Origin of the sequence: Zhenhengia yiwuensis (assembly GCF_014384995.1) — a bacterium.
Lineage (GTDB): Bacteria > Bacillota > Clostridia > Lachnospirales > Cellulosilyticaceae > Zhenhengia > Zhenhengia yiwuensis.
Window position 1 is genome coordinate 144137 of record NZ_JACRSY010000001.1, and the last position, 18888, is coordinate 163024.

Genomic DNA, 18888 nt, shown 5'->3' on the forward strand with positions numbered 1-18888 from the left:
GGTGTAAACACCTCTTTTTTTAGTGGCCCCAATTTCCTTTGGCATGGCAAAATGGACACTCAATTTCACTGTCAGGCTTAGTGCTCAGATTAAGCAGAGCAGTACTTGGATAGTAAGCATCACTTGAGTAAGCAAAAGGGTCAATAGCATTAGAGAGATATTCAGGACCATAGAGATCATAGCCACAATTTTTACAACGTAAATAATTTGCCATTTGCATCACCTCGTCTCTAAAGTAAATCTCTTATTTATAGGATGTCCAGAATTTAGCAGTCTATGCATTTCTAGATTTTGGAAGGATAGAAAGAATAAAATCTCACATCCTAATAAAGAGATATAAGAACGAAGGAGAGATAAAATCATGAAAAAGTTTTCAGCAAAAATGCTTTGTGGTGTAATGGCATGGAGTTTGGTTATTAGTCCAATCTTTGCGTGTACAGCAGCTCCAAAAGCAGATGTAAGTAAACCTGTACCTAATCAAAATTCTTCTACTTATTGTGAATGTATGATAGCAAGTGCCCAGAAAGCACCAGAACAAAAATCTAAAGAAACAGAAGAGGCTGGTACTCGTGCAAAATGTGGAAGTAACAAACCTATTTCGAAGCCAGAGACAAGTAAGCCAGCAGCACCAGTAAAACCAGAAACATGTAAGCCAGCAGCACCAGTAAAACCAGAAACATGTAAGCCAGCAGCACCAGTAAAACCAGAAACATGTAAGCCAGCAGCACCAGTAAAACCAGAAACATGTAAGCCAGCAGCACCAGTAAAACCAGAAACATGTAAGCCAGCAGCACCAGTAAAACCAGAAACATGTAAGCCAGCAGCACCAGTAAAACCAGAAACATGTAAGCCAGCAGCACCAGTAAAACCAGAAACATGTAAACCAGCAGCGCCAGTAAAACCAACACATAATAAACCTGCTACAGATAATGAATCTACACAAAATACTTTCGTTATTGATAACTTCAAAGTTATTCAAGGTGCACTTCAAAAATTAGGGGTACAACCAGAAGAATTAGAAGGCATGATTAAAGAAGGTAAGAAATTACCTGAAGTACTTGAACTAAAAAATATTCCTGTAGCTAAATTTAAAAAGGCTCTTTTAAAACAATACTATGCAGCTATTAATGAAGGTGTAAAAAATAAACAAATTACAAAAGAAGAAGCTAAAATGTTAAGAGCTGCAATTAAAGAAAAAGTCATGTCATGGCTTCAAACGAAATAGAATGCTTGACAAAAAATAAAAAATACTTTAAACTTCCATAAGTTTAAAGTATTTTTTTATACATAGGAGAGAGAAAATGATTCAATTTATGAAAGACATGATAAAAGATAAGCCATTTTTAAAAATGCTATTTGTACTTGCTATTCCAATCGTTATTCAAAATCTTATTAGTTCATCCCTCAATATGATTGATACCTTAATGATTGGAAGACTAGGAGAAGGTGAAATAGCAGCAGTGGGGCTAGCTAATCAGCTCTTCTTGCTCATCATTACAGGACTTACAGGAATTTGTGCAGGTGCAGGGGTGTTTATTTCTCAATATTGGGGGAAAAAAGACCTTGTGAATATAAAGAGAATGCTAGGGCTTGCACTAACAGTAGGAAGTATCTATGCCCTAGTTATTACTGTATTTGTACAATGTTTTCCAAGTCAATCTATAGGTTTCTTTAATAAAGATCCTAAAATTTTAGAATTAGGAACAGTTTACCTTCAAATTGTATCTATCAGCTATATTTTTACAGCCATTACTTTTGCCTATAGTTTTGCACTAAGATGTATAGGGCGTACACAGCTCCCTATGGTTGCAAGTGGTATTGCAGTAGCCATTAATGTCATTTTTAATACAGTGTTTATTTTTGGTTTAGGAGAATTCATTCCGGCTATGGGTGTAGCAGGTGCAGCCTTAGCAACTTTACTTGCACGTATTATAGAGACTGTTTTCATTATAGTAGGTGTATATAAAATGAAGTACGAATTAGCAGCCCATATCAAAGAACTCTTACCTATTCCACGTGAGCTTATGGAAAGGGCAGCAAAACCTATGCTTGCTATTACAGGTAATGAAATATGTTGGGGGCTAGGGAGTGTTGTCTATACTAAAGCCTATGGGCATATTGGTTATGAAGCGGTAACGAGTGTACAGATTGTAAATACAATAACTAATTTCTTCTTAGTTGTTATTTTCGCTCTAGCTTCTGCAGTATTGACTATTGTAGGTAATGCTATAGGTGAAGGGGATGTGCCAAAAGCTAAGCTTTATGCAAAGCGTATTATTGTATTATCAATGGGGATAGGTATTTTAATCTGCCTAGGGATTATTTTACTTGCACCTTTTATTGTAAGCTGCTTTAATGTGACGCCTGAAGTAGCTCATGTAACGGTTAATATTCTGCTTATTAATGCCGTTATTATTATTCCTAGGGTTTTTACTATTGTTATGATTATGGGGATTTTCAGAGGGGGTGGAGATACAAGATATTCCCTTATACTTGAATCTTCTACAATGTGGCTTATTGGTGTGCCTTTATCCTTTATTGGTGCTTATCTCTTAGGATTTAGACTAGAGTATGTAGTAGCTATGATTATGATGGAGGAATTAGTAAAATCTATATTCTGTATGGTGCGCTTTAAGTCATCTAAGTGGATACATAATATGGTTGAACATTAAGAATAGAAAAGTTATAATAAAATCATACTATTTGTTAAAATTTAGACTATTAGGGGTGGGTCTATGGAAATCAAGGTATGTGTAGGTAGTGCTTGTTATGTAAAGGGATCACATGAAGTGATTGAAACACTTCAGGAACTTATTAAAGTGTATGGGTTAGAAAAGCAAGTTGTTTTAAAAGCAGCTTTTTGTTTAGGCCATTGTACAGAGGCTGTATCCATACAGATAGGGGATGTAATCTATGGTGTACCTAAAGAAGAAGTGGCAACTTTCTTTAAAGAACAGGTGTATAGGAGGATTCAATCATGCAAGTAATGAATTTCTCGAGCACAAACTGTAAAAACTGCTATAAATGTGTAAGGACTTGTGCTGTTAAAGCTATAGAAGTTAAAGATGATAAAGCACATATTATCACGGAAAGATGCGTAGCTTGTGGGCATTGTCTAGTAGTGTGTCCACAGAATGCCAGAGACGTAAAATCGAGTTTAGAAAGTGTGAAGAAAGCTTTAGAAGAAAAGCGCAGGGTAGTCGTTTCACTAGCACCTTCTTACAGGGCTTACTTCGAAGAAAGTGGTAAGTTTATTGCGGCACTTAGGCGATTTGGATTTGATCAAATAGAGGAGACTGCAGTAGGAGCAGAAGTAGTCTCTAGGGCCTATGAGGATTATATCCATCAAACAGATAAGACTGAGCTTATTACGACGTGTTGCCCTTCTACAGTAAGGCTTATAGAAAGGTATTACTCTGATCTTATGGATACCATGATCCCGATTGTATCACCTATGATTGCGCATGGTCGTATGATTAAAGAGCAGTGTAAAGAAGCTTATACGGTCTTTATAGGACCTTGTATTTCTAAAATATGTGAAGCACTCAGTGATGAGCTTGAAGGGGATATTGATGCTGTTTTAACCTTTGATGAAATGCTACATTGTTTTAATGAAAAAGGTATTGATTATAGGAACCTTGAGCCTGAAAGTCCAAGTCAGATAGGCACCTTAAGGGGAAGCAAATATCCTGTAGTCGGAGGCGTTTTAAATGGCATTAGACCGACTTTGGAAGAGAAACACTTAGAAGTACTTCGTGTGCATGGCATGGAGAATTGTAAAGAGGTTCTTAATGACTTAAGAGCAGGTAAGCTTAAGAACGTATGCATTGAAATGAATATTTGCAGTGAAAGTTGTATTGCAGGTCCAGGAGGGCATAATCAGGAAGGTAGTGTATTTACAAGGCTAAGTGCCATCCAGAAATTTATGAGAAAGCCTGTATGTGAAGGTGTAGCAATTAAGGCATATGATCCTCAAGTTTCCTTTGAACGTACTTTTAAGAATAAGCAGGTGGAGGTTTATACGGCTACCGAGCAGCAGATTAAGCAGGTTTTTGAGACAATGGGTAAATATGAGAAAAGTGATGAGCTAAACTGTGGGGCTTGTGGGTATGAAACTTGCCGTGACAAAGCTATTGCAGTACTTCATGGTATGTCCCAAATAGATATGTGCTTGCCTTATACACGTAGTATAGCAGAAAGACTAAGTAATGAGATTTTCTATAATTCCCCTAACAGTATTTTATTACTAGATAGACACTGCAGATTACTTGATATGAATCCAAGCGGGGAAGTCTGCTTTGGTTACAAGACAGAACTTATGAAAGGTAAAGATATTCAAATTATGATGGATAAAACACCTTTTGAAACGGCACTTAAAGAGAAGGTTTCATTAGGTAAAGAGAAAATAGAACTCCCTACATATGATTTGATAGCCTATAGAGATATTATTTATTTAGAAAAGCAGCAGGCTCTTCTCGTTATTTTTGCAGATGTGACAGATGAAGAAAAACGTAAAAAAGAAGTTTCTACTTTAAAGGGAAATACTTTAGATGTGACTCAGTCCATTATTGATAAACAGATGCGTGTTGCCCAGGAAATAGCCAGCCTCTTAGGGGAGACAACAGCTGAGACAAAAGTAGCGATTATGAAGCTAAAGAAGGTATTAAGTGAGGAAGGTGACTGCTGATGTCTTATTCGATAGATGTAGCGAAATGCAGCATGAACAAATATCAGGAAGAGTTGTGCGGGGATCATGTAGAAACCATTAAAACGAAAGATGGCATGATTGTGGTTCTGTCAGATGGACTAGGAAGTGGTGTAAAAGCTAATATACTAGCGACCCTTACTTCTAAAATAGCCATTACTATGTTAAAAGAAGGCGCCAGTATTGAGGATACCATCTGTACTATTGCAAGTACCTTACCTGAGTGTCAGGTAAGAAAGTTGGCTTATTCTACCTTTACCATTGTAGACCTTAAAAATAATGGAGATGTTTATATGGTAGAATATGATAATCCTCCCGTTTTTTATTATCGAAAAGGTAGTCCACTTTCTATCCATAAAGAAAAGCGTACTATTAATAATAAAGTTATTTATGAAAGCAATTTTAAAATGAGAGTAGGAGATACGCTGGTAATCATCAGTGATGGTGTAGTTCATGCAGGGGTAGGGATGACCCTTAATCTAGGATGGCAGTGGGAGCATATTGACCAGTATTTACAAGACCTAGTAGTTGTAGAACAAGATGCCTTATGTATAGCAAGAGATTTACTAGGAGTATGTGAAAATCTTTATGACAATAGACCAGGAGATGATACAACTGTTGTAGCAATCAAGCTTAAAGAGGCTACTTACCTAGACTTATTTACTGGTCCACCGAAAGATAGACAAAGTGATGAAAAAATGATCGAAATCATTAAGCATGCAAAAGGTAAAGTAGTCCTATGTGGAGGAACAACGGCTAATATTGTAGCAAGAGAGTTAGATGAATCTATTATGATTGACTTAGAACATTATACACCTAAGGTTCCACCTATGGGGTATATGAAAGGAATTGACCTGGTGACAGAAGGTTTACTGACACTTAATGCTACAAAAGAACATTTAGAAAAATATTTAATAGAGAAACAAAAAGGACTAGTTCCTGAAAAAATAATGGGACTAGATGGTGCTTCACGTTTAGCAAGGCTTTTAATAGAGGATAGTACTTTTGTTACATGTTGGGTAGGTCAGGCTATTAATCCTGCACATCAGAATCCAGATTTCCCGGAAAATTTTAATTTAAAAAATGCAGTTATGCATGAAATTGTGAAATTGCTCAAACAAATGAATAAAGAAGTAGAAGTCTATTATTTATAAGAACTATAAAAGATAGGATAGTCCTTTAATAAAGGCATAACAGCCTAAGGGACTATCCTATTTTATTAGCGCATAAGCTCTAGAAAATCATCTTCATTTAGAAAGACAATCTTTTGACCACGCTCTATAAGCATCATGGCACGTCTAAGCTTAGTACTCATTTGCGCAGGTGTAAGCATATGCACATTTTTCATGCCTGTAACGACAATACTAGTTTTGAGTGTGACAGAAGGACTGTAGTCACCACCGCAGCGTTCAACAAGTGAGATGGCTTCACTTCTTGATAAAGAGGAAAGTGAACCAGTAAAGGCTACAATTTTATCCTTGAAAAAGTCCGTTGTACAAGAGTAATAATCTAATTTAGGCTGAGCGGATGCGTTATAGATGTTCTGAGAAGTCACGCCGCCTCCATTTGTGCCACAGGCATTATATCCCCCTGGAAACAGTTTGCCTAATTTAAAGCCTACTGCAGCTGCTATGGCATTGATATCATGAAGCTGAAGTTCCTTAGAGATATTCATAAGGATATTGGCACAAGCTGATGCATCGGCACCTGCATGGTGATGAGTAAAGCTATAACCTAGATGTTGATTAACCGTATTTAACTTAGCATTTTCAAGATAAGAATAAAAGTGTCTAGACATAACCATAGTGCAACAATAATCAAAGGTTGGAAAAGGTATACCATAAAGTGTAAGGGTTTGCCTAAGTACACTTATATCAAAAGCGGCATTATGAGCCACTACTAATCTATCCTCTAGAAAAGGACGTATTTCTTCCCAGAGTGCATCAAACTCTAGTGCATTTCTTACATCTCCTTCACGGATACCATGAATCCATATATTCATAGGGCTAAAACGCATCTCTTTAGGACGGATGAGCCAATATTTCTCAAGTATAATTTGGCCCTTTTCGACTACAGTAATCCCAAGTGAACAAGGGCTATTACGTTTTTCGTTTGCTGTTTCAAAGTCTATTGCAGTAAAGTTCATTTTAACCTCCTTAATTATGCAATTTCTTCTAGTGTAACCTATATAAGCTCAATCACATCTCGATATAGGAATTTTTCATTGAGGGACTGAAGAAATATTTTAGCATAGTATTAAGCATGTTATAAAGGATAGATTAAAATATGCAAAGCAAAATATGGAATCTATAAAAATAGGGAACTTTAGTTTTTTTTTATGCGTCTTATACTTATCAAATAAAGTAAAAAGCTAGGAGATGACGTGATGAAACTGACAAAAAAATTATAGGATTTATGCTTATAGCTTCTTTAGGAGGAGCAGTAGTAGGATGTAGTTCTTCAAATAATACACAAGAACAAGATATAGTAGCATCTGTACCAGAGCAAGAAGAAAGTGCTCCAGAGGATGAAAAGACAGAAGATGAAGTAACAGATGAAAAGAGTCAACCTGAAGGAGAAGAAAAGACAGAAGAGGTAAAAGTTGAAGAAGATACAAAAACAGATTCTAATAAGGAAGAAGTAAAACAGGAAGAGGAGAAAAAGCCAGAAACGACTAAACCTGTAGAGAAACCGGCAGAACAGCCAGCACAAAAAACTGAAACGACTAAGCCAGAGGCAAACAAGCCAGTAGCTAAGCCAGAGCAAAAACCAGAGGTAAAGCCGGAAGTTAAGCCAGAAGTTAAGCCAGAAGTTAAACCAGAACAAAAACCAGAAACTGAAAAGCCGGTGGAGACACCATCAATGAGTGCTTCAGAATTGTATAGTAAAGTAGTAACAAGTGATATGGAATTACCATCTTTACTGGAGATGGATAGCAGTTTCTTTGCTGATACTTATGGAATTGATACTTCTATCTTAAAAAGTTATAAAGTACAAATGCCAATGATGATGGTACATGCTTCAGAAATTGCAGTATTTGAGTTAAAAGATGCAGGTGATGCATCAAAGGTTATAACTGGAATCAATAAGCGTATAGAAGGACTTAAGGCACAATGGGGTTCTTATCTTCCAGATCAGTTAGAACTGGTAAATAATTATAAAACAGCAACAAAGGGAAATTATGTGATTTTCGTAGTCAGTGAATATGCAGACACAATTATTAGCAACTTTAATACAAATGTCATATAAGGTGGTAAGGCACTATGGTATTTAGTAGCTTATTATTTCTTTTTATCTTTTTACCTCTATTTTTAATGATTTATTACGTAGCACCTAAGAGGTTACGTAATTTCATCTTGTTTATAGCCAGTCTTATTTTCTATGCATGGGGAGAGCCAGTCTATGTGCTGATTATGATTTTTTCTACTTTGCTAGATTATACAGTAGGGCGTGTTATTGATCATTACCGCACGGATAAGTTCATTCCTAAAATAGCTTTAGCTGTATCAGTATGTGGTAATCTAGGAATGCTAGGTTTCTTTAAATATGCTGATTTCTTTATTGAAAATCTAAACAACTTTTTAGGTCTAGATATAAACCTTTTAAAGATTGCATTGCCAATAGGTATATCTTTTTATACCTTCCAGACTATGTCTTATACAATAGATTTATATCGTGGAAAAATAGGCGTACAGAAGAATATTATTTCATTTGGTGCTTATGTAGCTATGTTTCCACAACTTATTGCAGGGCCTATTGTAACGTATGAAACTGTTGAAAAGGAACTTAATGAAAGAACAGAAACTATTGAGCAATTTAGCGAAGGGGTTATGCGCTTTATAGAAGGTCTGGCAAAGAAAGTTTTGCTAGCTAATAATATAGGATTAGCATGGGAGACTATGAAAGCTATGCCAGAAGGCAGTCTTACTTTTGTAGGAGCCTGGTTTGGCATTATAGCGTTTGCCCTTCAGCTGTATTTTGATTTTAGTGGGTACTCTGACATGGCTATTGGACTTGGGAAGATGATGGGATTTAAATTCCCAGAGAACTTCAATTATCCATACCTTTCAAAAAGTGTTACAGAGTTTTGGCGTAGATGGCATATGACACTTGGAAGTTGGTTTAGAGAGTATCTTTATATCCCTCTTGGGGGTAATAGAGTAAGTAAGCCAAAATTCTACCGTAATTTAATGATTGTATGGTTTTTAACAGGCTTTTGGCATGGGGCAGGTTGGAACTTTGTCCTTTGGGGACTTTTCTTTGGGGTACTTATTATTGTAGAACGTATGGGACTTTTAAAGGTGCTTGAAAAATGTCCAGCTTTTATAAGTCACATTTATTTACTGTTTGTGGTTATGATTAGCTGGGTCCTGTTCTCATTAGAAAGTGGCAGTCAAATTATGATGTATTTAAAGGCTATGTTCGGTATAGGTGAGGGTGGCCTAATAAGCACAGAAACTTTGTATAACTTAAGTAACTTTGGCCTAACACTCTTAATAGGAGTAGTGTTTGCAACACCTCTTATGAATAGACTTAAAGAGCACTTAAAGCCTTGGATGTTATATGTTTTCTATGCAGTGATGCTTGTACTAAGTACAGCTTATCTAGTAGATTCTACATTTAATCCATTTTTATATTTCAGATTCTAGGAGGTAGACCGTGAAACGTAAATTTCATATTGGGATGACACTAGGTTTTGTGGTGTACATTGGAGGATTTTTTACACTTCAATTATTAGGTCAAGATAAAACTTTTTCTGACCTTGAAAATAGACCTCTGGCAGGGAAACCTGTATGGAGCAAAGATAAATTTTTTAATGGAACTTACGGCAAAGATGTAGAGAAGTATATTGCAGATCAGTTTCCATTTAGAAATCAGTTTATTGCCATTAAGTCACAAAGTGAACTTATGCTTCAAAAGAAAGAAAATAATGGTGTTTATATAGGGGAAGATGATTATTTTCTTCAAAAGTTTAATGTGCCAGATAAGCAGCTTATGAAGAAGAATATAGAATATATCAATCGGTTTGCTGAAAGTTTTGATGTATACTTTATGCTTGCACCTACTGCAACTAAAATCTATGCAGAGAAACTACCAAACTTTGCAATGCCTTATGATGAAGAAAGCTTTATAGAAGAAGTAAGTGGGGGGTTAGGCCAAAAGGTTCATAAGATTGATGTTTTAGAAACTATGAAGGCCCATAAGAATGAAGAGATATACTATAAAACAGATCATCATTGGACCACACTTGGTGCCTATTATGGCTATGAAGCTTTTTGTAAAGGTTATGGTATAGAGCCTATGCCTATTAGTGCTTTTGAACGTGTTATAGGTAGTAATAGCTTTTATGGCTCATTGTTTTCAAAAGGAAATTTTACTTTTGCAAAACCTGATACATTAGAACTATTTATACCTAAAGTAGAAGAAACATTAGATGTGTACTATATGGGAAGTGATAAACATACAGATTCTCTTTATGAAATGAGTCATTTAGATAAGAAGGATAAATATAGTGTTTTTCTAGATAACAATCATCCTATTATTCAGATTAAAACAGGTGTTAAAAATGGTAAGAAATTAGCCATCGTAAAAGATTCTTATGCAAATGCACTCATTCCATTCTTAACAAATCATTTTGAGGAAATTCACGTACTAGATTTAAGATTTCTTAATATGCCTATTGCTGCTTATATGCGTTCAAATAATTTAAAAGATGTACTCGTGCTCTATAACGTACAAAATTTTGCAACAGTTAATCAGTTTAGTTTGCTTGGAAAATAAAAATAATTGTTTACAATTGAACGAAACTTATTTATAATGAGCTTATAAACTATTTATAAGAGAGGAGTAATGATCATGAAAAAAACAATGGACACTTTCAAACATTTAAAAATAAATGCATTGCTCCCACTAATGTTCATATAAATAGGACTAGGTAAATAAGGTATACATTCCCCCTTGGAGCAGAGTATATGTGCACATGCGCCACGGGGGTATTTTTATACCTTTTTATAGATTAAAGGAGGACTAAGGCCATGAGACTAAGAAAATAACGCACGAGGTGTGAGTCATCATAATCTCGTGCTCATTCGTGCTTAATGAAACAGAATAAAAGGAGATTATGTTATGAATAAAAGAGGAATAATAGTCGGTTTAAATAAAGATAATCAAGTAGATTATACAGAATCTATGGTTGAACTTGAGAATTTATGTGAGGCATGTGATATCCAGGTGGTAGCACATATGGTGCAGAATGCTAAGAAGATCAATGCTAAATATTATATTGGAAGTGGTAAACTTGAGGAACTGGCTTATTTAAGAGCTGTGCAGGAGATAGACATTGTCGTTTTTAATAATGAACTGTCTGCTTCTCAGATTAAAAATATTGAGGATGAAATAGGCTGTAGAGTAATTGATAGAACAGTGCTCATTCTAGATATATTTGGTGAGCGTGCTAAAACACGTGAGGCTAAACTTCAAGTCGAAGTAGCAAGCCTTGAATATGCCCTGCCAAGATTAATTGGAGCAAATGAAAATCTAGGTAGACAAGGTGGCGGTGTAGGGACTAAAAATAAAGGGGCAGGGGAGAAGAAGCTAGAGTTAGATAGAAGACAGGTAGAAGAAAAAATTGCTGCGCTTAATAAAGAACTTGAGAAGTTAAAAGGTCAGCGCACTACTCAGCGTAACAAGAGAAGAAAATCTCATTTGCCTACGGTAGCACTTGTAGGCTATACCAATGCAGGTAAGTCCACTATTATGAATCGGCTCGTGAGCCAATTTAATAAAGGAGAAGAAAAGCTTGTATTTGAAAAAAATATGCTCTTTGCTACACTTGAAACTTCTGTTAGAAGTATCAAACTGCCTGATCATAGAGCCTTTCTACTTTCAGATACAGTAGGGTTTGTAAGCAATTTACCACATCATCTTGTAAAAGCCTTTAGATCAACTTTAGAGGAAGTATGTGAAGCCGATTTATTAATTCATGTTGTCGACCTTTCTAGTCCACATTATAAGAAGCAGATAGAAGTAACCAATGAAACTTTAAAACAAATAGGTGCAGAGCATGTACCTATGATTTATGTCTATAATAAAGTAGATTTAATAGATGAACTTGAAATGGATAGTATAGAGCAGGAAGGTATTAAAATTTCTGCTAAGCAGAATAGGGGAATGGAAGCCCTTATCGAAACAATATGTGAGGAAATTTTTGCAGAATATATAAAGACTCAGTTGTTTATTCCTTATAAAGATTTAAATCTTATCTCTAAGATTAATGAAGACTGCATGGTAAAAGGTCAGGCTTATAAGGAAGAAGGGGTTGTACTGGATATTGAATGTATGACCACCTATGCAGATAAATACAGAGACTACACAAGGGTATAAGTAGAAACTTAAATAGAATAATAGAAAAGTATTAAAAGCCAGCACAAAGCCATCCCCCCTTAAAATTGATGGCATTGTGCTGGCTTTTTGTGTGGCAATATATAAACCAAAAGATTATTACGAGATAAAAGAGAAGAAGCATTTTCTTAAGCAAACTATACGGGCTAGATGAGATGTCCATAGAGCTATTCGTGATAGGGATGACCAGATCATGTATCACAGAAGTGGTATGGAGGCAACATAGAGACAGTAGAGTTTAACAGCTGATAAGGCTTATAACTTTTATGAAGTTAGGTAAATCTTATGGATATATATGAGGGTAGGCTCTTTAATAGGCTGCCACAACTCCTATTAAAGAGTTGGTTGTAAACCAGCATGTAAAGTATTAGAAGGGGGACTAATACATTTGCAAATGCGGCATACAACATATAGGAATAAAAACGACCTAGAATTTGTTTGATTCCTATACTCTATATATACGGATGAGTAGTAGAAATGCGTCATAAAATTTTTATAGATTAACTTAAATGTTCTTTATATAATAAAAGAAGAGTAGAATTACAAAAGATTAGCAAGTTTATACATCTAAAAACGTAAAAGGAGCAGGAATATGAAAGAGAAACTAATTTGTCCAGATTGCTATAACCAAGAAGTAGAAGAAATCAATGCTTGTGGTGCAAGCAATTATTTTTGTAATCATTGTAAAAAACTTATTTCTAGTGTACGTGTGAAAGAAGCCAACGCACATAAAGATCATGAAGTAGAGTAAAAAAAATAAGGACTATGCCTTGTGGCATAGTCCTTATTTTATTTAATAATCCAAGCGTTGTTAATGTAGCGCTCATGGCCTAAACTTGGTTTATTCACATAGTCATCTTTATAATACATAACAGTGGAGCTACCACCATCTAACATAGCTGCATTGATACAGCCTGCATCATAAAGGGTGTTTTGAAGGACATCTAAGTCTGTACCAAGGCTATGTCCCGGCTGTCTACCATCTATACAGAGGAAAAGTACTTCACCTGTTTTACGCTGACCAATAGCTGTACGAGGAGCAATTCCCCAACCACCTGTACCTTCTTTAATCGTTTTTTCACCATTCACAATGAGGAAAGGTCTAAAGTCTACAGCATCTCTAAGATTAGCATCTAGGGCTTCTTGCTTTGTCATTTTTCCAAGGACGAGGACATTGTCCTGATTAAAACCAATAACACTATGTTTCATATTGCCATTAGATTGAATGAGCTCATTATTGACAATAAGAAGTCCAGCTGGTGTGCCACCGTTTGAGTCATAGTTAGGACCATCTACAAAGCCACCTGCATTAATACCAGCACGTGCATTGTGGGTTTGCACCATTGTTTTAACTAAGTCACCACGTTCAAATTGATAACGTGTTTGAGCGAGCGTAACACGGGATGGGTCACTAATAAGCATAAGTTTCCCTTTCCATGTGCCACCACTTACATCTTTCACATAAATACCTTCTTCAAGTTTTGTATACCCTTCATCTATGTAATCTTCTTTAGGTGTTTCTGTATTAGAAGAAGCTGTTTCATCTTTAGAAGAAATAGGAATTTCAACGAGGTCTGTGGAAGTTTCATAACCTGAATCATCTACTTGATTACGCTTCATAATATCCTCTATAGTCTCTTCTTTAATAAAAGCAGTAGCAAGCCATTTATGATTTAAGGTAGTCATAGCTGTTGTGACCCAAAGTTCTTGAGTAGGTTTAATCCAGCCGGATACAATGAAAATATAAAAAGAAGCAATACCTGTCAAAATAAGACCAAGAAAGGTATAGATGCAGGATTTTAGAAAGAGACCTAATAAGGTTTTCTTTTTCTTAACATTCTTTTTATAGCGAGGTTTAGAATTTCTTAACATTTTAATCTCTCCTTATAAGCTCCCATAGTCTTTTATAGTATAGAGTAAATAAATGAACGAATATTGAATAAGATACTACAAAAGTATAAAAATAAAGTAGAAGAGTTGTGTAATACATCAAAAGATGTTAGATTAAGTAACAGAATACAATAAGAGTAATACGTTAGGAGACGGCATGATTACAGAACTTTATAAACAAGTGGTACAAGGTAATGAAGTAAGAAAAAATTTAATTGAGCTAAGAAAGCTTATTAAAGATTATCATAACAAAAGAGTGTTTATGTATGAACTAGATGGGGATTACAGTACCCTTTATACATTATTAGAGGATGAAGATGCAAAAATACGAAAAAATGTAGCACTTATTATGGGAGAGCTTAGTATCCCAGAGTTTATGGACAAGCTTTATGCAGCTTATGAAAAAGAAGAGAAGCTATTCGTAAAAAGTGATTACTTAACTGCCTTAAGCTTTTTTGACTATATGCCATTAGTGGAGCAGTTTAAAGCCAGACTAAACGATTTAACACAGACACCTGTAGAAGAAAGTAATAAAAAACATATTCAAGAAGAAATTCGCATTTTAACCAGTTTGCTTGTAAAGGTAGAGGAGCCAAAGCCACATACGTTTAATGGTTATACTGAAGCAAGTGATCTTGTTCTTATTACAAATCGTGAGCATCAACATATAACAGCAGATCAAATTAGAAAGGGACAGGCAAAAACTTTTGGAGCAGGTGTTCTGGTACGTACGAATCACCTTAAAGAGATTCTTAAAATTAGAACGTATAAGGAACTGCTTTTCAAATTAAAAGAAGTAGGAACAGTAGAATATGATCCAATCAAAGCAAGTAAGACTCTTGTAGAAGGTGGATTATTAGAATTTATGAATGAGAGACATATGGGGTATCCACCTTACTATTTCAGAATTGAAATGAAAACCAAGATGCCTCTTGATAAAAAAAGTGCCTTTACAAAAAAGATGGGTGCAGAATTAGAAAATTTAACAAAAAGACAGCTTATTAATTCTACTTCACACTATGAATTTGAAATCCGCCTTATTGAAAATAAAGAAGGCCGTTTTAATGTCTTACTTAAATTATACACGATAGAAGATAACCGATTTAGTTATAGAAAAAATACAGTAGCAGCAAGTATAGCGCCAGATACAGCAGCACTTATTACACAACTTGCTAAAGATTATTTAAAAGAAGAGGCTCAGGTATTAGATCCATTCTGTGGTGTGGGCACTATGCTTATTGAACGTAATCAAGTGAAGAAAGCTAAAGTAATGTATGGCGTGGACCTTTATGGAGAAGCTATTGATGGTGCTATTGAAAATAGTAACTGGGCAGATACAGATATTTACTTTATAACAAAAGATTTCTTTGATTTTACACATAAGTATCTTTTTGATGAGTTATTTACTAATATGCCAACAGCCACAGGAAGAACGACTGAGGGGGAACTGGCTCTTTTATATGATAGATTTTTTGAAAAGGTACCTCATTTGTTAGAAGATGAAGCCGTACTTATTCTTTATACAAGAAACAAAGGACTTATGGAAAGAAGTTTAAAACAAAGACCTTCTTATACTATATTAAAGACAGAAATGTTATCTAAAAAAGAAGGTGCTTATCTCTATATTTTACAATTTAAAAAATAAGATGTGAGAGTCATTCCCTGCATATACTGTAATAAAGGGAATATGGAGGGGAGCCTATACATCTATTTATAGGATGACTATACTAGCAGAAGAAAAAAGCAGATTGATTTATCTACTTTATAATAGGAAAATAAAAGAATTTTTGATAAAATAGAAGCACAAATATTAAATTTTTAAAGAAAGTAAGGAAGGAAATATGAAAGTAGTTGCTTTAAATGGGAGTCCAAGAGCCAATGGTAACACCATGGCTGGACTAGAAGTTATGAAAGAAATTCTTGAAAAAGAAGGTATTGAAACAGAGATTATTCAATTGGGTGGACATACTTTTGCGGGATGCAGGGCTTGTAATGGTTGTTTTAAAATGAAAAATGGAAAATGTGTAACAGATGATGGGATGAATGAGGTTATACAAAAAGTATTTGAAGCAGATGGACTTATTATTGGTTCACCTTCTTACTTTAGTAATGTGACAACAGAAGTTAAAGCTTTTATAGATAGATGTGGTTATGTTGCTATGGCAAATGGTAACCCGTTAAAACGTAAAGTGGGTGCAAGTGTTGTACCAGCACGTAGAGCAGGGAGCAATTTTGTTTACTCAGCAATCAACTTTTTCTATGGCATTAATGAAATGACGATAGCATCTTCTAGTTACTGGAATATGAGTTTAGCGCTAAAAAGAGGAGACTTGCTAAAAGATGAGGAAGGGGTAGCAACCCTTGAAACACTAGCAGATAATATGGTATTTTTAATTAAACAAACAGCAAAGGCTTAATATACATAAAAAAAGAGTAGAACAAAATGAATTTTGTTCTACTCTTTTTTATGAGTTACTGGAAAAGTTCAAAAGTATATCCCATTTGACGAGCCTGATCAATCACTTCGCCTAGAACTTCTGTGTTCGTTTTGGAAATAGCATGTAAAAGCATGATAGAACCATTGTGCAGATTATCTAAAATCATTTTCTTAGCTGTTTCGTGAGAAGGTTGTTTGTCTACATTATAGTCGCTATAAGCAAAACTCCAGAAAACCGTTTTATAGCCTAGTTCTTTAGTCATAGCAAGGCTCTTCTCAGAATAATGTCCCATAGGTGGTCTAAAAAGTTTAACCATAGGCTTACCTATAATTTCTTCGTATTTAGCAGCTACATCGTTAAGCTCATTAGCAAATTTATTAGGATCCCCTGTATAGCTTGGCATAGAAGGGTGGTGATTAGAGTGGTTAGCTACAATATGCCCTTCATCTACCATACGTTTGATGAGGTCAGGGTTACTTTTTACATAAGGAGAAGTTACAAAGAAAATAGCCTTTACATCTTTTTCTTTTAAAACGTCTAAAATTTTAGGTGTATAGCCCTTTTCATACCCCTCATCAAAAGTCAGGTAGAGCACTTTAGAGGAAGTATCACCTACATAATAGGCATCATAAGTTTTAAGATCAAATTTAAGATCTTCATTAATACGTGGTGTAGAATGGTCCTTGCTTCTAACAAGCCACCAGTCTATTTTAGTATTATCCAGTGAGCTTGCATAAATAGGCATAAGCAGGCAGACGAAACTTAAGAGAAGTACGCCTAAATGATAAAGTTTTTTCATATGAAGCCTCCTTTAAAAATCTTTTACATACCTGCTAGTTTATCCAAGTTTGAAAAAGTTATTAAAATTTAAGATGAAATAAGATCTTTTATTAGATAGATTTGGTATAATGAACAAAAAAAGTGTAAAAAAAAGTTCATATTGGCTAATTGAAATCCTTACCATAAGTAAAGAAAGAAGAAAAACTGCTCAATTAATTTTTTGAATTTAATACATAGTGCTGAAAATGGTATTTACAATTTATGGAAAATAGGTTAGAATATAAACGTCAAAGGGAAAGGGTGAATAAAATGACTACGAATATGGATGCCTACACTATTTTATATCAAGCAAAGGCACAAATGTGTAAAAGCAGTTATAAAGCGCAAAAAGGAAATGTTTTAAAGGAAGAAGAAATTAGACATATGGCATTAGCAGTACTTGAAGAAGGAATTAAGCAGATAAGGTATGAGTATCCGCCTAATGTCTCAAAACGTATGCAAAAATATTATCATCAAAATAAAGCTTTTTTGATAGATCGATTTTCAGATGATGTAAAAAATCTCTTAGCCTTATAGGGTGAGAGATTTTTTGTTTTCCATTGAAATAGGCGTGAGGATTTGCGATAATAAGAAAAATAGGATTGATACAGTAAAGGAGTAAGAACGATGTTTAGTGTAGAAAAGACAACAAGTGAAGATAAACATGCTTTTTATGAGCTTATGCTTATGCAGCTTCAAGCACTACTTGAAGGAGAAGAAAATCCTATAGCTATTTTATCCAATGCATCGGCACTTTTAAATGAATGTTTAGAACAGATTAACTGGGTAGGTTTTTACCTGATGAAAAAGGGAGAGTTACTTCTTGGACCATTCCAAGGCAAAGTAGCTTGTATGCATATTGCTGTGGGACGCGGTGTATGTGGTACGGCAGTGAGTGAGAATAAAACACAACTTGTTAAGGATGTACATGCTTTTCCAGGACATATTGCTTGTGATAGTGCATCAAGGTCTGAGATTGTCATTCCTATAAGAAAAGGGAATGAGATTATAGGGGTATTAGATATAGATAGCCCAATCTTATCAAGGTTTGATGAAATAGATGCTATGTATTTAGAAAAATGTGTGAATGTGATAGAAGACCTTTGCAAATGGGATGAAGCGTAATGAAAATAGGTATTTTATCAGATACACATGGTATTTTAAAAGAAGAAGTCCTAAAGAACTTAGAAGGATGCATGGCTCTATTTCATGCAGGTGATGTAGGCGGTATGGAAATTCTTGAGAGGCTTAGAAAGATAGCACCTGTTTATGGAGTGGAGGGCAATAACGACTCGATAGAAATGGGGTTACCCAAAAGCTTAGAAGTAGAATTAGAAGGTTATAAGTTTTTTATGATTCATGACCTTAAGAGTATTAAGGAAGTGCCTAAAGGTTATGATTTTATTATAAGTGGTCATTCTCATCAGTTTGATATACATTATAAAAGCAAAACAACATATATTAATCCTGGAGCATGTGGAAAAAGGCGATTTGGATTACCTTTAACAATGGTCTTAATGAACTTAGAAAAAGGTACGCATTTAGAAATTATCACACTAGATAAATAAAAATAAAAGGATAGTCTTTGATAAAAGACTATCCTTTTATTTTTATTTAAGTTAAAGACCTAAATTG

Annotated in this window: 19 protein-coding genes; 15 read left to right on the forward strand and 4 right to left on the reverse strand. The window is 34.9% G+C overall.

Going from position 1 to position 18888, the window contains the following annotated elements; all coding sequences use genetic code 11:
- Positions 1-19: 19 nt before the first annotated feature.
- Positions 20-214: a hypothetical protein gene (locus H8718_RS00635; RefSeq protein ID WP_177671210.1), complete on the reverse strand. Its 195-nt coding sequence runs from the start codon at positions 212-214 to the stop codon at positions 20-22.
- A 147-nt stretch (positions 215-361) separates the two neighbouring features.
- Between H8718_RS00635 and H8718_RS00640 the strand changes: the two genes are divergently transcribed.
- The 5 genes from H8718_RS00640 (at position 362) to H8718_RS00660 (ending at position 5859) form a co-directional block, all read left to right on the forward strand.
- A complete protein-coding gene (locus tag H8718_RS00640; protein ID WP_249331141.1) occupies positions 362-1225 on the forward strand; it encodes a hypothetical protein in 864 nt (287 codons plus the stop codon).
- Positions 1226-1301: 76 nt separating this feature from the next.
- The gene (locus tag H8718_RS00645; protein WP_177671208.1) at positions 1302-2672 is read left to right on the forward strand and encodes an MATE family efflux transporter; all 1371 of its coding nucleotides are present in this window, start codon (positions 1302-1304) and stop codon (positions 2670-2672) included.
- Positions 2673-2735: 63 nt separating this feature from the next.
- A complete protein-coding gene (locus tag H8718_RS00650) occupies positions 2736-2987 on the forward strand; it encodes an NAD(P)H-dependent oxidoreductase subunit E (protein WP_177671207.1) in 252 nt (83 codons plus the stop codon).
- The gene (locus tag H8718_RS00655) at positions 2978-4687 is read left to right on the forward strand and encodes a [Fe-Fe] hydrogenase large subunit C-terminal domain-containing protein (RefSeq protein WP_249331142.1); all 1710 of its coding nucleotides are present in this window, start codon (positions 2978-2980) and stop codon (positions 4685-4687) included. The genes H8718_RS00650 and H8718_RS00655 overlap by 10 nt, the downstream gene beginning before the upstream one ends.
- The gene (locus H8718_RS00660; protein ID WP_249331143.1) at positions 4687-5859 is read left to right on the forward strand and encodes a SpoIIE family protein phosphatase; all 1173 of its coding nucleotides are present in this window, start codon (positions 4687-4689) and stop codon (positions 5857-5859) included. Before H8718_RS00655 ends, H8718_RS00660 begins: the two co-directional genes overlap by 1 nt.
- Positions 5860-5924: 65 nt before the next feature.
- Here the strand turns inward: H8718_RS00660 and H8718_RS00665 are convergent, their stop codons facing one another.
- Complete coding sequence (locus tag H8718_RS00665) at positions 5925-6851, reverse strand: exonuclease domain-containing protein (RefSeq protein WP_249331144.1); 927 nt, start codon at positions 6849-6851, stop codon at positions 5925-5927.
- A 269-nt stretch (positions 6852-7120) separates the two neighbouring features.
- Here H8718_RS00665 and H8718_RS00670 point away from each other — a divergent pair, with 269 nt between their 5' ends.
- From H8718_RS00670 to H8718_RS00690, 5 genes are all read left to right on the forward strand, one after another.
- A complete protein-coding gene (locus H8718_RS00670; RefSeq protein ID WP_249331145.1) occupies positions 7121-7954 on the forward strand; it encodes a DUF4358 domain-containing protein in 834 nt (277 codons plus the stop codon).
- A 14-nt stretch (positions 7955-7968) separates the two neighbouring features.
- A complete protein-coding gene (locus tag H8718_RS00675) occupies positions 7969-9354 on the forward strand; it encodes an MBOAT family O-acyltransferase (RefSeq protein ID WP_177671202.1) in 1386 nt (461 codons plus the stop codon).
- A gap of 10 nt (positions 9355-9364) precedes the next feature.
- Positions 9365-10486: a DHHW family protein gene (locus tag H8718_RS00680; RefSeq protein WP_249331146.1), complete on the forward strand. Its 1122-nt coding sequence runs from the start codon at positions 9365-9367 to the stop codon at positions 10484-10486.
- A gap of 345 nt (positions 10487-10831) precedes the next feature.
- On the forward strand, positions 10832-12088 hold the full coding sequence (hflX, locus tag H8718_RS00685; protein ID WP_249331147.1) for a GTPase HflX: 1257 nt from the start codon (positions 10832-10834) through the stop codon (positions 12086-12088).
- Positions 12089-12698: 610 nt separating this feature from the next.
- Positions 12699-12857, forward strand: a complete 159-nt coding sequence (locus tag H8718_RS00690; RefSeq protein ID WP_177671199.1) for a YfgJ family double zinc ribbon protein — start codon at positions 12699-12701, stop codon at positions 12855-12857.
- A 38-nt stretch (positions 12858-12895) separates the two neighbouring features.
- Here the strand turns inward: H8718_RS00690 and H8718_RS00695 are convergent, their stop codons facing one another.
- Positions 12896-13978, reverse strand: coding sequence for a phosphodiester glycosidase family protein (locus H8718_RS00695; RefSeq protein WP_249331148.1), 1083 nt, complete (start codon positions 13976-13978; stop codon positions 12896-12898).
- Between the two features lie 175 nt (positions 13979-14153).
- On the opposite strand from H8718_RS00695, the gene H8718_RS00700 reads away from it, so the two are divergent.
- Both H8718_RS00700 and H8718_RS00705 read left to right on the forward strand, forming a co-directional pair.
- Positions 14154-15641, forward strand: a complete 1488-nt coding sequence (locus H8718_RS00700) for a TRM11 family SAM-dependent methyltransferase (protein ID WP_249331149.1) — start codon at positions 14154-14156, stop codon at positions 15639-15641.
- Positions 15642-15837: 196 nt separating this feature from the next.
- Positions 15838-16413 (forward strand): flavodoxin family protein, encoded by a 576-nt coding sequence (locus H8718_RS00705; RefSeq protein ID WP_177671196.1) that lies wholly within the window; start codon positions 15838-15840, stop codon positions 16411-16413.
- A 55-nt stretch (positions 16414-16468) separates the two neighbouring features.
- Here H8718_RS00705 and pdaA read toward each other — a convergent pair whose 3' ends face one another.
- A complete protein-coding gene (gene pdaA / locus H8718_RS00710) occupies positions 16469-17233 on the reverse strand; it encodes a delta-lactam-biosynthetic de-N-acetylase (protein WP_249331150.1) in 765 nt (254 codons plus the stop codon).
- Between the two features lie 290 nt (positions 17234-17523).
- Here pdaA and H8718_RS00715 point away from each other — a divergent pair, with 290 nt between their 5' ends.
- The 3 genes from H8718_RS00715 (at position 17524) to H8718_RS00725 (ending at position 18821) form a co-directional block, all read left to right on the forward strand.
- Positions 17524-17790, forward strand: coding sequence for a hypothetical protein (locus H8718_RS00715; protein WP_249331151.1), 267 nt, complete (start codon positions 17524-17526; stop codon positions 17788-17790).
- Between the two features lie 90 nt (positions 17791-17880).
- Positions 17881-18378, forward strand: a complete 498-nt coding sequence (locus H8718_RS00720) for a GAF domain-containing protein (protein WP_330597562.1) — start codon at positions 17881-17883, stop codon at positions 18376-18378.
- The gene (locus H8718_RS00725; protein ID WP_249331152.1) at positions 18378-18821 is read left to right on the forward strand and encodes a metallophosphoesterase family protein; all 444 of its coding nucleotides are present in this window, start codon (positions 18378-18380) and stop codon (positions 18819-18821) included. The genes H8718_RS00720 and H8718_RS00725 overlap by 1 nt, the downstream gene beginning before the upstream one ends.
- The last annotated feature ends 67 nt before the right edge of the window (positions 18822-18888 follow it).

What these genes read in the sequence shown, in the direction of transcription:
- H8718_RS00635 (WP_177671210.1), bottom strand. Translation starts at nt 214, where the DNA reads ATGGCAAATTATTTACGTTGTAAAAATTGTGGCTATGATCTCTATGGT.
- H8718_RS00640 (WP_249331141.1), top strand. Translation starts at nt 362, where the DNA reads ATGAAAAAGTTTTCAGCAAAAATGCTTTGTGGTGTAATGGCATGGAGT.
- H8718_RS00645 (WP_177671208.1), top strand. Translation starts at nt 1,302, where the DNA reads ATGATTCAATTTATGAAAGACATGATAAAAGATAAGCCATTTTTAAAA.
- H8718_RS00650 (WP_177671207.1), top strand. Translation starts at nt 2,736, where the DNA reads ATGGAAATCAAGGTATGTGTAGGTAGTGCTTGTTATGTAAAGGGATCA.
- H8718_RS00655 (WP_249331142.1), top strand. Translation starts at nt 2,978, where the DNA reads ATGCAAGTAATGAATTTCTCGAGCACAAACTGTAAAAACTGCTATAAA.
- H8718_RS00660 (WP_249331143.1), top strand. Translation starts at nt 4,687, where the DNA reads ATGTCTTATTCGATAGATGTAGCGAAATGCAGCATGAACAAATATCAG.
- H8718_RS00665 (WP_249331144.1), bottom strand. Translation starts at nt 6,851, where the DNA reads ATGAACTTTACTGCAATAGACTTTGAAACAGCAAACGAAAAACGTAAT.
- H8718_RS00670 (WP_249331145.1), top strand. Translation starts at nt 7,121, where the DNA reads ATGCTTATAGCTTCTTTAGGAGGAGCAGTAGTAGGATGTAGTTCTTCA.
- H8718_RS00675 (WP_177671202.1), top strand. Translation starts at nt 7,969, where the DNA reads ATGGTATTTAGTAGCTTATTATTTCTTTTTATCTTTTTACCTCTATTT.
- hflX (WP_249331147.1), top strand. Translation starts at nt 10,832, where the DNA reads ATGAATAAAAGAGGAATAATAGTCGGTTTAAATAAAGATAATCAAGTA.
- H8718_RS00690 (WP_177671199.1), top strand. Translation starts at nt 12,699, where the DNA reads ATGAAAGAGAAACTAATTTGTCCAGATTGCTATAACCAAGAAGTAGAA.
- H8718_RS00695 (WP_249331148.1), bottom strand. Translation starts at nt 13,978, where the DNA reads ATGTTAAGAAATTCTAAACCTCGCTATAAAAAGAATGTTAAGAAAAAG.
- H8718_RS00700 (WP_249331149.1), top strand. Translation starts at nt 14,154, where the DNA reads ATGATTACAGAACTTTATAAACAAGTGGTACAAGGTAATGAAGTAAGA.
- H8718_RS00705 (WP_177671196.1), top strand. Translation starts at nt 15,838, where the DNA reads ATGAAAGTAGTTGCTTTAAATGGGAGTCCAAGAGCCAATGGTAACACC.
- pdaA (WP_249331150.1), bottom strand. Translation starts at nt 17,233, where the DNA reads ATGAAAAAACTTTATCATTTAGGCGTACTTCTCTTAAGTTTCGTCTGC.
- H8718_RS00715 (WP_249331151.1), top strand. Translation starts at nt 17,524, where the DNA reads ATGACTACGAATATGGATGCCTACACTATTTTATATCAAGCAAAGGCA.
- H8718_RS00720 (WP_330597562.1), top strand. Translation starts at nt 17,881, where the DNA reads ATGTTTAGTGTAGAAAAGACAACAAGTGAAGATAAACATGCTTTTTAT.
- H8718_RS00725 (WP_249331152.1), top strand. Translation starts at nt 18,378, where the DNA reads ATGAAAATAGGTATTTTATCAGATACACATGGTATTTTAAAAGAAGAA.